General features: G+C 71.8%; 8 protein-coding genes. 5 read left to right on the top strand and 3 right to left on the bottom strand.

Annotation, left to right across the window (positions count from 1 at the left end):
* Positions 1-113: 113 nt before the first annotated feature.
* The 3 genes from K4B79_RS22880 to K4B79_RS22870 all read left to right on the top strand — a co-directional run bounded on the left by K4B79_RS22880 (position 114) and on the right by K4B79_RS22870 (position 4,295).
* Positions 114-1,148, top strand: a complete 1,035-nt coding sequence (locus K4B79_RS22880) for a zinc-dependent alcohol dehydrogenase (RefSeq protein ID WP_232028901.1) — start codon at positions 114-116, stop codon at positions 1,146-1,148.
* A 188-nt stretch (positions 1,149-1,336) separates the two neighbouring features.
* Positions 1,337-2,725, top strand: a complete 1,389-nt coding sequence (locus K4B79_RS22875; RefSeq protein ID WP_232028732.1) for a Tat pathway signal sequence domain protein — start codon at positions 1,337-1,339, stop codon at positions 2,723-2,725.
* Between the two features lie 214 nt (positions 2,726-2,939).
* Entirely contained in the window at positions 2,940-4,295 is a 1,356-nt protein-coding gene (locus K4B79_RS22870; RefSeq protein WP_232028900.1) for an FAD-dependent oxidoreductase, read from the top strand.
* Positions 4,296-4,327: 32 nt separating this feature from the next.
* Here the strand turns inward: K4B79_RS22870 and K4B79_RS22865 are convergent, their stop codons facing one another.
* The gene (locus K4B79_RS22865) at positions 4,328-5,497 is read right to left on the bottom strand and encodes a serine hydrolase domain-containing protein (protein ID WP_232028731.1); all 1,170 of its coding nucleotides are present in this window, start codon (positions 5,495-5,497) and stop codon (positions 4,328-4,330) included.
* Between the two features lie 284 nt (positions 5,498-5,781).
* On the opposite strand from K4B79_RS22865, the gene K4B79_RS22860 reads away from it, so the two are divergent.
* Both K4B79_RS22860 and K4B79_RS22855 read left to right on the top strand, forming a co-directional pair.
* Positions 5,782-6,903 carry a glycoside hydrolase family 53 protein gene (locus tag K4B79_RS22860; protein WP_232028730.1) on the top strand — a complete coding sequence of 374 codons (1,122 nt, stop codon included), beginning with the start codon at positions 5,782-5,784 and terminating at the stop codon, positions 6,901-6,903.
* 209 nt (positions 6,904-7,112) lie between these two features.
* A complete protein-coding gene (locus K4B79_RS22855) occupies positions 7,113-10,304 on the top strand; it encodes an RICIN domain-containing protein (RefSeq protein WP_232028729.1) in 3,192 nt (1,063 codons plus the stop codon).
* A gap of 4 nt (positions 10,305-10,308) precedes the next feature.
* Here K4B79_RS22855 and K4B79_RS22850 read toward each other — a convergent pair whose 3' ends face one another.
* Together K4B79_RS22850 and K4B79_RS22845 are read right to left on the bottom strand one after the other, a co-directional pair.
* On the bottom strand, positions 10,309-12,450 hold the full coding sequence (locus K4B79_RS22850) for a glycoside hydrolase family 127 protein (protein WP_232028728.1): 2,142 nt from the start codon (positions 12,448-12,450) through the stop codon (positions 10,309-10,311).
* Between the two features lie 56 nt (positions 12,451-12,506).
* Positions 12,507-14,390: a glycoside hydrolase family 127 protein gene (locus tag K4B79_RS22845; RefSeq protein WP_232028727.1), complete on the bottom strand. Its 1,884-nt coding sequence runs from the start codon at positions 14,388-14,390 to the stop codon at positions 12,507-12,509.

The raw sequence follows: 14,390 nt of genomic DNA, 5'->3' as shown, positions 1-14,390 counted from the left end.
CGTCGTGAAGGATACGCAGCGGTACGGCGGCCCGACAGACCCCGACGAGGACCTCCCCACCAGCGGGCACCCCCCGATCCGTCGAGCACTGGAGAGCTGAACCCGTGTCTGTCATGCGCGCCTTCGAGCTGACGGCCCCCGGCGAGTTCGCGGTGCGCGAGGCCCCCGAACCGGTGGCGGTCCCCGGTGAGGTCGTCGTCGCCGTCGAGCGGGTCGGGCTGTGCGGAACCGACGTGGAGTTCTTCACGGGTGCGATGGCCTACCTCCACGAGGGGCACTCCTCCTACCCGATGCGGCTGGGCCACGAGTGGTCCGGGCGGGTGACGGCGGTCGGCGACGGTGTCGACGCCGACTGGATCGGCCGACGGGTCATGGGGGACACCATGCTCGGCTGCGGCACCTGCCGCCGCTGCCGGCGCGGCCATCAGCACGTCTGCGAGCGCCGGCAGGAGGTCGGCATCCGCGGCGGCCGGGACGGGGCCCTGGCCGAACGGCTCGCCGTACCGGTGTCCTCGCTGCACGCGCTGCCCGATTCCGTCGACGCCGCCCTCGGCGCGCTGGTCGAGCCGGGCGCCAACGCCATGCGCGCCGCACGGGCCGCGGCGCCGCGCCCCGGCGACCGGACTCTGGTCCTCGGCCCGGGGACGATCGGCCTCCTGGTGGCGATGTTCCTCCGTGCGGCCGGAGCGGAGGTGCACCTGATGGGGATCACCGACGCCTCGCTCGCCTTCGCCCGCGAGCTGGGCTTCGAGCACACGTGGACCGAGGATGCCGTCCCGGACCTGCCGTTCGACGCGGTGGTCGACGCCTCGAACGCCGCCCATCTGCCCGCCCTGGCACTGGAGTCGGTCGAACCGGCGGGCCGCCTGGTCTACATCGGACTGGCCGGCGAGCCCAGCAGGTTCGACACCCGGACGCTCGTCCTCAAGGACGTGACGGCGGTCGGCATCCTCTCCGGCTCCCCCGGCCTGGCCGCCACCATCCGCGCCTACGCCGACGGCCTCGTCGACCCCCGCCCGCTCGTCGCCACGACGGTCGGCCTGGACGAGGTCGGCGACGTCCTGGCCGGCAAACGACCGGACCGGGCCGGGCCGGGTCCGAAGATCCATGTCGACCCGCGCGTGGACCGCGCGGACGGCGGACGGTGATCTCCGCCCACGCCGTCCGGTGCGCCAACGGCGCCGAGGGCGGGAACGCGTCCAATTGATGTGCGTGTGACAGGCGTTGACCAGGACAACTCACCGCAGCAGAATGAGCGCGCGGCCTTGAGAGCGCTCTCACAACGGCGGATCTCCGCGGCCCGCACCGTGCCGACCCGCGACGTCCAGGGAGTCCCATGACCGGCAGACAAGGCCCGGTGTTCAGCCGCCGAGCGCTCCTCGGGACCGGGCTCGGGGTCGGCGCCGCGGTCGTCACCGCGGCGGGTTCCGGTCCGGCCGGGGCCGTGGGGCGTGCGCCCGTCACCGCCTCCCCGCAGCGCCGGGCGCACGCCTTCCTCGCCGCCGCCATGGACGCCTACCCGGACCACGGCACGGTCCGCCTGGCCCAGAGCTATACCGACCAGGCCGGCCTGTTCAGTACGGCGTTCACCTACGACAACGCCCTCACGGTCCTGGCCTGCCTCGCCACCGGCACCCGCGACGGCCGGTCCCGAGCCTCGGCGCTCGGCGACGCGCTGCTGTACGCCCAGGCCCACGACCCGGTGTACGACGACGGCAGGCTGCGGCAGGCGTACAACGTCGGTCCGTACACCTTCTACGACGGCTCCCGGCAGCCGGACGGCTTCGTGCGGGCGGACGGTACGGCCAACGTCGGCACCCAGTTCGGCTTCACCGGTACGGCGGTGGGCGACATGGCCTGGGCCGGTATCGCGCTGAGCACCCTCGCGGGGCGGACCGGCGAGAAGCGGTTCCTGGCCGGCGCGGTACGGATCGGTGAGTGGATCGAGCGGGTGGGCCGTACCGACGAACCGCTCGGCGGCTACAAGTTCGGCGTGAACGGGGCCGACGAGAAACTGCCCTTCACCTCCACCGAGCACAACACCGATCTGATCGCCCTGTTCGGCAAGCTGGCCCGGCTCACCGGCGACCGGGTGTGGCGGGAGCGGCGCGCGCGTGCCGAGGCCTTCGTGCTGAGGATGTGGGAGCCGACCGGGGGCTTCTTCTACACCGGCACCAACGACGGGGTGACGATCAACAGGTCGCCGATCCCCGAGGACACCCAGACCTGGACCCACCTCGCCCTCTCCTCCGCCGCCCACGCCCGGTCCGTGGACTGGGCCGCGAAGGAACTGGCCGTCCTGGACACGGCCGACCGGCCCAACAGCACGGTCCCGGCCGGGCAGTCGTACGAGGGTGTCACCTTCAGCTCCGCCAGTCTGCTGGCCGATGAGAGCGCCCCGATCGCCGACAGCCAGCCCAAGCCCGACCGCAACGGCGTGTGGTTCGAAGGCACCGCCCATCTGGCCCTCGCCCTGCGCGAGCGGCGCGCGCCCGGCGACGAGTCACGCGCCCGGCGCCTGCTCGCCTCCGCCGAGCGGGCCCAGGACCTGCTGGGCACCGACCAGACCCTCGGCGGCTCCGCCGCCCCGGCGCGCTCCGGTGTCGTCTCGGCGAGCAGCCCCCTCGACACCGGTTTCGGGTTCGGCTACTACCCCTACCGGCACACCGGCGCGACCGCGTGGTACCTGGTGGCGGCCACGCGTACGAACCCGCTGCGCGGCTGAGGCGCCGCGGCCGCCGAGGAGCCGTAGCCCGGGGGGCGTGACGGGTGTATTCGGCGGGCGCAGAAGGGCTGGAACAGGGTCAACCACCCTCGCGGGGCTGGATACTGGTGCCTTCTCACGACGTGGCGATCAGGGGAGCGCATCGGTGAACTCTGCCGGAGGAACGGGCGGTTGGGGCGTGGGCGGCAGTCGGGAGGGGCGGCACGCGGTCGTGGTGGGCGGGAGCCTCGCGGGGCTCCTGGCGGCGCACGTCCTGGCCGGGCACGCCGACCGGGTGACCGTCGTGGAGCGCGACAGTTTCCCGGAGGGCGCGAAGTCGCGGTCCGGTGTGCCGCAGGGCCGGCATCCGCATGTCCTGCTGGAGGGCGGGCAGACGGCCCTGGAGTCGCTCCTGCCGGGCTTCCTGGCGGAGCTGCGGGCGGCGGGAGCACCCCGCGTGGGCATGCCGTCGGACATGGCGCAGTGTCAGGACGGGCGCTGGTTCCGGCGGCTGCCCGCGACGACGCACATCTACACCGGTTCCCGCGCACAGCTGGAGGAGCTGGTGCGGCGGCGCGTTCTCGCCAATCCGGTGATCGGCATGGAGGAGGGCTGCGATGCCGTCGGGCTCCTCGGTGACGCCTCACGGGTGCGGGGGGTGCGACTGCGGGACCGCTCCGGTGACGCCCGCGGGGAGGAGCGCGTCCTTGAGGCCGACCTGGTCGTGGACGCGTCCGGCAGCGGTACGAAGGCTCCGCAGTGGCTCACGGCGATCGGCGCCGAGGCCCCGCGGGAGGAGACCATCGACACCGGGCTCGCGTACGCCTCGCGCATCTACCGGGGCAAGCCGGGCGTCCTCGACGGCGACACCCTCGGCTACTACGTGTATCCCAGCCCGGCCCAGGTCCACGCCGGCGGCGCGCTGCCGCTGGAGGACGGCAGCCACCTGGTCATCGTCTCGGGGCTGCGCGGCGACGAACCGCCCACGGGCGACGACGCGTTCGTGACGTACGCCAAGCGGCTGCCGCATCCGCTCCTGCACCGGTGGCTGGACGAGGCCGAACCGCTCTCGCCGCCGTTCGGCTACCGGCGCACCTCGAACGTCCGCCGCCGCTACGACCTGCCCGGCCGCCGCCCGGCCGGGTTCCTCGCCACCGGCGACGCCCTGTGCACCTTCAACCCGATCTACGGGCAGGGCATGGCGGTCGCCGCGATGAGCGCGGTCGCCCTGCGCGACGCGCTGGCCGATCCGCGCGAGACGCCCACGACACGGCGCGTGCAGCGGGCCGTCCTCGCGGCGTCCCGGCAGGCCTGGGACATCTCCGCCGGCGCGGACCGCAAGATGCCGGGCGCGATCGGCACGGCGGTCGACGGCAAGCGCGCGGACCGCGCGGCCGACTGGTACCTGGCGCGTGTCCAGGAGCGTTACCCCAGCGACCCGGTCGTGGGCCGCGCCTTCCGCTCCGTCCTGACCCTCTCCGCCCCCGTCACCACGCTCTTCGCCCCACCCGTGGCCCGCGCGGTGCTCTTCCAGCCCCCCGCCCCGGCCCTCACCGAGCCGCCGACGACACCGGAACAGCCGGGGGCCTGAGCGGGGCGGGCGGCCCGGCCGTCGACGGACGGCTACGACTCCTCGCCACGGCACAGTTCCCGGTCCACGAGCGTGTTCATGGCCTTCTGGGTGTCCGGGCCGCCGTCACTGGTCACGTAGACCACGGCGGTCCGGGTCCCGTCTCGGGTGACGCCGGCCAGGGTGTGATAGCCGAGCAGTTCGCCCAGGTGGCCGAAGTAGCTTCCGCCGCAGGACAACGGGAGCTCGCCCAGTCCGAGGCCGTAGTTCACGCCCAGTTGGGGGGCGGGCACGGTGGTCGTCATCGCGTCGAGCTGCGCGGGCTCCAGCAGCCGGCCGCCGAGCAGCGCGGTGTAGAAGCGGTTCAGGTCGTGCGCGGTGCTGATGATCGAGCCGGAGCCGACGCCCATACTCGGGTTCAGTGTCGTTACGTCGATGCCGGTGTCGGTGTCGGTGTCGGTGTCGGTACGGAACGAGGCGTAGCTCCGGGCGTGCGGGCCCGGGACGAACGGGAAGGCGCCGGGCACACTGGTCCCCTCCAGGCCCAGCGGGCGGATGATCCGGTCCTCCACCTCGTCCGCCCAGCTCCGGCCGGTGACCTCGCGGACGATCATCGCGGCGAGGACATAGTTGGTGTTGGAGTACGACCACTCGTCGCCCGGGGAGGGCATCGTGGGCGCGTCCCGCAGCGCCGTCTCCACCAACTCCCCGGGGGTGTAGGTGCGGAACCGCTCGGCCCGGTAGCCGGCCGCGCTGTTCAGCGCGGCTATCCGCGGCAGGGCGTCGGGAACACCGCTGGTGTGCTGCAACAGCTGCCGCACGGTGATCCGGCCGCCGTCGTTGCCGTTGCCCCGGACCACTCCCGGCAGCCACCGCTCGACGGTGTCGTCCAGGGACATGCGCCCCTCACCGACGAGCTGGAGCACGACCGTGGCGGTGAAGGTCTTGGTGGCGCTGCCGATCCGGAACCTGCCGTTCCATGGCATGGGCCTGTCGGTTCCCCTCTTGGCCGTCCCGGCTCGCGCGACCTCACGCGCATCCGGTGACGACGCCTCGGCGAACACGCCGACGGCGCCGGTGTCGCGGATCGCGTCCACCCCCTGTTGCAGCGGATCGGCCCGCTGCGGCTTCGCCGCGGCCGTGGCTCCGCCGGACGCGGCGAGAACCACGGCGAGCGAGGTCAGGACGAGCAGATGTCGCCGTCGCCTTCCTGGCACATGCATGGCGATCCCCCTTCTTTCGGCGACCATCCCACGCGCGGACGAGAGCGACCCATCCGGCCATCCCCCGGTCGGTACCTACGGCTGTCCCCCCGCGGCCCGATCTCTGTGTACGTACCCATGCCAGCCGACCGAACAAGAAGCCGACTACCTGCACAAAATACAAACGACACGTGTATTTACAGCACTTGAAACCTCTCCTACTGTGAACGATCACAGAAACAGCCCCATGCGCATGTCAAGCCGTTGGCTTCGACTCGCCCTCGTCTCGATCGAAGGAGTTCGGGATGACCCTGCACGGTCCAGGTCGCATCGTGAAGGCCGCCCTGTTCTTGGCGGCCGTCGCCCTGCCCGCGTCCCTGCTCACCACGCCCACCGACGCCACGGCGGCGAACTCGCTGAGCATGCGGGGCGCCGACGTGTCGACCGCCCAGAGAGCGCTCGACCTCGGAGCCAAGTACTACGACGCGGGCGGCACCGCGAGGGACCCGCTCGACATCCTCAAGGGCCTGGGCGTGAACTACGTCCGCCTGCGGGTGTGGAACAACCCGGCGAGCGGCTACAACAACAAGGCCAAGGTGCTGGCGTACGCGAAGCAGGTGAAGGCCAAGGGTCTCCAACTGCTGGTCGACTTCCACTACTCCGACACCTGGGCGGACCCGGGCACCCAGAAGAAGCCGGCGGCCTGGTCCGGCCACACCATCGGCCAGCTCCAGACCGACGTCTACAACTACACGTACGACGTCTGCAACAGCCTCAAGGCCCAGGGCACCACCCCGGACAGCGTGCAGATCGGCAACGAGATCAACGTCGGCATGCTGTGGGACGAGGGCAAGGTGGTGAACAACGACTTCACCAACCTCAGCCTGCTGCTGAAGTCGGGTTACAACGCGACCAAGGCGTGCAACAGCGGCACCAAGGTGATCATCCACACGGCCAACTCGGACAGCGACGAACACGCCCGCTGGTTCTACGACGGGATCAAGTCGAAGGGCGTCAACTGGGACATCACCGGCCTGTCCTACTACTGCCCGTGGCACGGCACGATCGCCAACATGGGCAATGTCGTCGCCGACATGAAGTCGCGGTACGGCAAGGACGTGGTCATCGCCGAGACGGCCTACCCGTTCACCTCGGCCAACGCCGACAGCACCGGCAACTCGATCACGTCGGGCTGCTCGGGCTATCCGCTCTCCTGGCAGGGCCAGGCGGACAACTTCACCGCCGTGCAGAACGCGGCCCGCACCTCCGGCGCGATCGGCGTCTTCTACTGGGAGCCGACCTGGTACGCGGTGAAGGGCAACGGCTGGGACCCGGCCGACATCAACAACAGCGGCAACGGCTGGGACAACATGGCCATCTTCAACTGGACCGGCCAGGTGAACCCGAACATCAAGTGGGTCCCGTAGCCCACCCCGTAGCGCTGTGACGCCCATAAGACGCCCATGAACGGCACCGTGCCCGGCGGACGGTGCCGTTCGTGCGTCCGCGCCCGCCCGCACGGATACCGCCAGATTGCGTCCCCTGTATTGACGTGTTCATTTCCGTCGTTGAGCATGCCTTGAGCCCGATCGCTTCTGGTCGATTCTGTTTCCCTCTGTTCTGTGAAGGGAGTTCCGTGTCCAGTCGACATCGCATCGCCCGGGCGTTGACGCCGGCGATACCCGTGGTCCTCGGGGCGGGTCTCGTCACCGGCCCCGCCCCCACCGCCGCAGCCGCCGAGGCCCCTCCGCCCGGCTCGGTGACCGTGCGCGTCGATCCGTCGTACCAGCAGCAGGAGTTCGAGGGGTGGGGGACGAGCCTGGTCTGGTTCGCCAACGCCACCGGCGGCTATCCCGAGCCGATCCGAAGACAACTCGTCGACATGCTCTTCGGCGAGGACGGGCTCGCCCTCAACATCGCGCGCTACAACATCGGCGGCGGCAACGCACCCGACGTCCGCAAGGACTACATGAAGGCCGGCGCGACGATGGACGGCTTCTGGAAGGCCCCCGAGGGCACCACCCGCGCGGACATGGACTGGTGGGACCCGGACAACCCCGACCACTGGGACTGGGGCGCCGACGCGGGACAGCGCTGGTGGGTGGACCAGGTCAAGGACAAGGTCACCAAGTGGGAGGCGTTCAGCAACTCCCCGCCCTGGTTCCAGACGGTCAGCGGGTATGTCTCCGGCGGCTTCGACGCGAACACGGACCAGATCCGCGCGGACCGCGTCGAGGACTTCGCGACGTATCTGGTGCGCGTGACGGAGGAGATGGAGAAGCGACACGGCATCGACTTCGACACCATCGATCCGCTCAACGAGCCCAACACCAACTACTGGGGCACCCAGTTGGGGGCCGACGGGCAGCCCACGGGCGGCCGCCAGGAAGGCGCGCACGCCGGACCCGCTCTCCAGCAGAAGGTGATCCTCGCCCTCGACAAGGCACTCGACGGCGCGAGCACCGACGCGGACCTCTCCGCGATGGACGAGACCAACCCCGGCATCTTCACCCAGAACTGGAACGCCTACGGCGCCGACGCGCGTGCCGCCGTCGACCAGCTCAACGTGCACACCTACGGCACCGGCCAGCGCACCAGCGCCCGGGACATCGCCAAGGGCGCGGACAAGAAGCTGTGGATGAGCGAGGTCGAGGGCACCTGGGGCACCGGCACGGACTTCACCAGCATGGAACCGGGGCTCGGCATCGCCACCCGGATGGTGGACGACATGCGGGAACTGGAGCCTGCCGCCTGGGTGTTCTGGCAGCCCGTCGAGGACTCGATCCCCCAGGCCGCGGCCGGCAAGAACTGGGGCAGCATCCACGTGCCGTTCAACTGCACGGCCCGGGACACCCTGGAGACCTGCCCGATCCGCGCCAACTCGAAGTTCCACACCATCCGGAACTTCACCCATCACATCCGCCCCGGCGACCGCTTCGTGAAGACCGACGACACCAACAGCGTCGCCGCGGTGAAGAAGTCGGGCCGTGCGGCGACCGTGGTGCACGTCAACGGCGGCACGTCCGCGCGCTCCGTGACCCTGGACCTCTCCCGTTTCGCCAAGGTCGCCTCACGTGCCACCGTCACGCCCGTGGTGACCAGCGCCGACGGCGCGCTCGTCCGCGGCACCCCGGTGAAGGTCACCGACCGCTCGGCCACCCTCACCGTCCCCGCGAAGTCGGTCACCACCTTCCTGGTCGAGGGTGTCTCCGGGGTCGCGAAGGACGCCGCCCTCGTCCAGCCCGGCCACGTCTACCGGCTCCAGGGCGCCCAGAGCGGCAAGTCGCTCGCCCCGGCGGCGGACGGCAGCGGTATCGTCATCCGCACGACCGACCCGGGCAGCGCCGAACAGCTGTGGTCCGTACGGCAGTTGACGCCCGGCAACGAGCACGGTGAGCGCTATGCCCTGACCAGCGCCACCACCGGCAAACAACTCGCGGTGCGCGAGAACCAGGCCGTCCTGGAGGACCCGGCGGACACCGCGCCCGATCCGGCCGCCCAGTGGATCCTGTCGACCACCGGCGACGGCACCTGGACCTTCGTCAACGCCGCCACCGGCCGCCTCCTCGACGTGGCCGGACAGTCCACCGCGGACGGCGCCCGGGTGTCGACGTACACCCCGACCTCGGCGGCGAACCAGCGCTGGACCGTGACCGACGAGACCGTGCAACGCACCGAGCAGGCCGAGGTGTTCACCGTCCCCGGCCTGGCACCGAAGCTGCCGCAGACGGTGACGCCGGTGTACCGGGACGGCGCCCGCGGCGCGCTCCCCGTGGTGTGGCAGGTGCTGCCGGACCGCAAGTGGCGTGAGCCCGGCACCGTGCGCGTCACCGGCCGGGCGACCGATCCGCTGGGCCGGCTGGTCGCCGCGAAGGCGGTCGTCACCGTCGACACGATCGCCTCGACCCTGCCCGGTCGCACCAAGACCTACGTCGGCGGCAGCCCCGCGCTGCCGGTCACCGTCGTCGGCGTCGGCACCCACGGCGGCAGGACCGACCTCCCGGTGACCTGGGACGCGGCGCCCGACGGGGCGTTCGACGCGGCCGGTGTCGTCACGCTGCGGGGCACCGCGCGGATCGTGGACGGCGGTACGGCCGGGGCGAGCGTCCGTGTGCAGGTGAGCGAACCGGTGCAGACCAACATCGCCCCGGACGCCGGTGTGTCGGTGGCGGCCACGTACACGGAGAGCGGCTACTCCGCCGAGCGGCTGCGCAACGGCGACACCGCCGAGAAGGCCTGGTCCAACTGGAGGTCGGGCACCAAGAACCCCTCCGACACCATCACCTTCGCCCTGCCGGCGGCCCGCGACCTGAACCGGGTCGTGGCGCACTTCCACCGCGACGGGACCAACGTCTCCTTCCCGTCGGCCCTCAAGGCGCAGGTGCGCGGCACCGACGGCACCTGGACCGACGCGAGCGGCGAGATCGCGGTGGGCACCGAGGGCACCCCGGTGGTCGACATACCGTTGGAGGCGACCGGCCCGGCGACGGGCGTACGCGTGGCCATGACCGCCCGGCCCGGCGGCTACATCACCCTGAGCGAGATCGAGGTGTACGCCGACGCCCCCGGCGTCTCCTCGGACGCCGCCGCCGCGTCGATCGAGGTCGCCGGTGTGCCGGTGGCCGGCTTCGACCCCGACACGACCGGCTACCGGGTCGTCACCCGCGATCCGGCCCGTGCCGTGGTCACGGCCACCACACGCGACCCCTATGCGAGCGTCACGGTCGACAAGGTCCGTGAGCACGGTCGGACCCGGGCCGTCGTCACCGTGACCGGTGAGGACGGGTCCCGGACGACGACGTACCGGATCGATCTCGTACGGCGCTGAGCCCTCAGTTCCTGAGGTCCGCCCGGACCGCGGCGGCGACGACAGCGTCCCGCTCGGTCCGGGTGAACAGCCCGGCGGACAGCCAGGTGTCCGCGAGGGCGCGCACCGCCTCCACGAACCGCCCGGCCGTGGCGAAGGGCGCCTGGTCCCACAGGACGTCCAGGAAGGTCAGGCGGTCGCCGCGGGCGCGGTTGGGGACGCCCGAGTCGGCCCTGCCGAACACCACGACGGGCTCGGAGCGCCGGAAGTAGGCGTGGTAGCGGGTGTCGTCCGCGACGAAGAACGGCGCGAGGGTCAGCCCGTGCGTGGTGAAGTGCAGGGGCCGGCCCTCGGGTCTGATGGCGCCGGCGAGGTCTCCGCGCAGGGTGAAGTCCTTGTAGAAGGAGAACGCGCGGAATCCCTGCGCCGGGCTCTGCGCGACCAGCAGCACGGGCCCGTGGAACACCGACTGGACGGCAGGGTCGTCCAGCGCCCGTTCGATCCGCAGCCGGTACGGCATCGAGACGCGCACCCGGTCGCCGGGGCGCCACGATCTGCTGAGGGTGAGATAGCTGCCGGGCACGGCCTCGGCCGGGTGCCGGACGCCGTTGACCGTGACGGTCACGCCGGCCGTGGCCCAGGACGGGATGCGCAGCTTGAGGTCGAGCGGGCCGCTGCCCTCGCGGACGGTGAGGGTGCGGACGCCCTCGGCCGGGAAGCCGCTGGTCTGCTCGACGACGAACCCCCGTTCGGGCCACCTCAGGGTCGAGGCGAGGTAGAGATTGACGTACAGGGCGCTGCCGTCGGCGGAGCGGAAGTACACCGAGTCCTGGTACTTGGTGTGGTTCTCCATGCCGGTGCCGCCGCAGCAGGTGCCGGTGTTGCCGTACTCGCGCACGACCCCGGGCCCCATGCCGACGAAGTAGGTGACCTCCGGGCTGCCCGCCACGGCCGTGTCGCGGCGCGAGGCGAGGATGTGGTTGGTCAGGCCGCGTTCGTAGTAGTCCATGTACTTGGGGTCCGGCTCGCGGAAGAACAGCTGCCGGCTCAGCTTCAGCATGTTGTACGTCGCGCAGGTCTCGGCGTTCTTGTCGTCCACGGTGGCCGCGATGGCCGCCCGGGCCCGGAACATCTCCCCCTGTCCGGTGCCGCCCAGGCTGTAGGTGCGTGGCCCGACGACCATGCCCCAGAAGTTGCGGGCCGCGGTGGCGTAGCGCTCCTCCCCCGTCCGGTCGAACACCCGCAGATAGCCGGTGAACTGCGGGATGTGCTGGTTGGCGTGCCGGCCGTCCAGGATGTCGCGGTTCTCGGCGCAGGCGGCCAGCAGGGCGGTGTTGTCGAAGCAGCGGGCGGCGGCGAGGTGCTCCGCCTTGCCAGTGAGGGTGTGCAGGTCCGCCATCACCTCGTTCATTCCGCCGTACTCACCGGCTATGTAGATCGACCACATACGCTCCAGCTGCGCCCGCGGGAGGTGCCCGAGTCTGCTGTGCACCCAGTCGCCCATCCGTGAGGCGATCTCCAGGGCCTGCTGGTTGCCGGCCAGGGTGTGCGCGTCGAGGAGCCCACGCATGATCTTGTGGCAGGTGTAGTACGGCGCCCAGATGGTGGGGTACGTCGTGTAGCTCTCCAGCAGGATGAACTGCGTCTCCGGATACGCCGCCAAGTAGCCGGGGTGACTCGGTCTCGGGGTGCCGTGCTCGGCCAGGGCCTGCTGGCACTCGCCCAGGGCGCCGACCAGCTGGTCGAGCTTGGACTTGAGGGCGGACTCGCGGGTGTCGGCGTACGCCTGGGCGACGAGGGTGAGGAAGTGGCCGCCGAAGTGGCCGCGCAGGTTGCCGTCGGAGGTCTCCCATCCGCCGGGCGGCCGGGCGCCTCGGGTGTCGAGTCCGGCGTTGGCCCGGAAGACGGCCAGGATGCGGTCGGCCGGGTAGGTGCGGGCGTAGTCGAGCAGGAGGTCGCGCTTGCGGCGGAACACACTGTCGCCGAGGGCCACTTGGTGCGGGGCGAAGGGGTGGACGGCCCAGTCGGGCGCCTCGGCGGGGGTGGCGGCGGCCGGGGCGGTGGCGGGTGCCGCGTGGGCCGGCGTCGCCGCGTGGACCAGGGGGACGGCGGCCGCTGTTCCGGCGGCGAGGCTCAACAGGCGGCGTCGGGTGGGGGGTTGGGACACGAGCGTACTCCGATCGTCGGTCGTCGGCGGGCAGGGGTGGCGCGGAGGCGGCCCGTTCACGACCGGCCTCGCGCGTCGGTCGTAGGCAGCCATACGCGCATGGTCGAGGGACCGCGGTTCGCCCAGGAGTGGTAAGGCACCAGGACGATCCCCGAGCGCTCACCGGCGGGAGGGGAGGCCAGGTCGGCCGGACCGTACGGCCAAGTGGCGTCGTGGGATTCGCCCGGCGCGGTGAGGTCACCGGCGGCGACCACGGTGCCGTCCGGGCCGTCGGCCGGTTCGGCGGACGGATCGACCCGTACGGCGTCGACGTCCCGTCCGCCCGGCAGGTCCACGGACTCGGCGCAGTACACCAGCGGGCCGCGCTGTACGGCGAGCGTGCCGCGAACCGCGTCGATGCGCGGGTCGGGCGCGATCCAGCGCGGGGCCACCGGCAGGTCGAGCCGGATCTCCTCACCGGGCCGGAAGCGGCGGGTGAGCTCGGCGGTGCCGGGGGCGGCGGCGCGCTGGGCCCCGTCCGGGGCGGTCAGCCGGGCGGTGGCGCCCCGCGCCCAGGCGGGGATCCGCAGCGAGAGGGTCCACGGGTGGTCCGGGGTGGCATCAATCCGTATCGTCACGCGCCCGTCGGAGGGGTAGTCGGTGCTGACGCGCAGCGCGATGCCGCCGGTGGTGATCTCCGCGTCGGCGTACTGGTGCAGTTGGACGCCCCGGTCGTCGGCCGTCGCCAGGTAGCCCGGCAGCAGGGCCAGGGTGCGGGCCACGTTGGTCGGGCAGCAGGAGACCGCGAACCAGGGGGCGCGCAGGCTCGATTCGGCGCGTGGGCTCACGGCGTCCGGGGCGGGGAGGGTGCCTCGGCGGCGCCGGTGCAGGGTGTTGGCGTAGAAGAAGGACCGGCCGTCCTCGGCCGGGGAGGTGGCGACGACGTTGAACAGGGTGCGTTCGGCGAGGTCGGCGAAGCGGGGCTCGCCGGTGGCCAGGAGCAGGCGCCAGCTGAGCATCACGGAGGCGACGGCGGCGCAGGTCTCGGAGTAGGCACGGTCCGGGGGCAGGACGAAGTCGTCGCCGAAGGACTCGTCGCGGTGGTGCGAGCCCATGCCGCCGGTGAGATGGGTGCGGCGGGCGACCGTCCTCTCCCACTGGCGTACGACCGCGGCGAGCAGGTCGTCGTCGCCGGTCTCCACGGCCACGTCCACGGCACCGGCGGCGAGGTAGAGGGCGCGGACGGCGTGGCCGCGCAGGACGGTGGCCTGCCGTACGGGGATGTCGTCCTGGTAGTAGGCGCGGCCGAACTCGGGGTCGGCGAGGGTGCGCTGGCCGCGGCGGTCGACGAAGAGGGTGGCCTGGTCGAGGTAGCGCTGCTCACCTGTGGCGCGGGCCAGTTCGACCAGGGCCGTCTCGATCTCGGGGTGGCCGCAGACGCTCTCGATGCCGCCCGGGCCGAAGGTGGCACACACGTGGTCGGCGGCCCGCCGGGCGACCTTGGCCAGTTCGCCTTCGCCCTGGGTGCGGATCTGGGCCACACCGGCCTGGATCAAGTGGCCGTAACAGTAGAGCTCGTGGCCCCATTCGAGGTCGCTGTAGCGGGGATGCTGGCCGGGGCGGCCGAAGGCGGTGTTGAGGTAGCCGTCGGGTTCCTGGAAGGAGGCGACGGCCTGCACGACGGGGTCGGGAACGTCGTACGCGTCCTCCCAGCTCATGGCCTCCAGCAGCTTGTAGACGTCCGAGTCGGCGAACTCCCGTCCGCGCCGGGCCTCGACGGGCGAGGCGAAGTTGCCGAGCCAGCCGACGCGTTCCATCCAGTCACGGCAGTGGTCGAGGGAGACGGTGGCGTTGAGGTGCCGGCGCCGGGCCCAGAATCCGCCGGTGATCCGGACCTCGTCCAGGCCGAGCGGCCGGAGCCTGCCACGGCTCGGTGCCACCGGTACGACGGGTGACCCCAT

Source organism: Streptomyces lincolnensis, assembly GCF_021173675.1.
GTDB lineage: Bacteria > Actinomycetota > Actinomycetes > Streptomycetales > Streptomycetaceae > Streptomyces > Streptomyces lincolnensis_B.
This window is presented reverse-complemented; position numbering and strand designations above follow the sequence as displayed.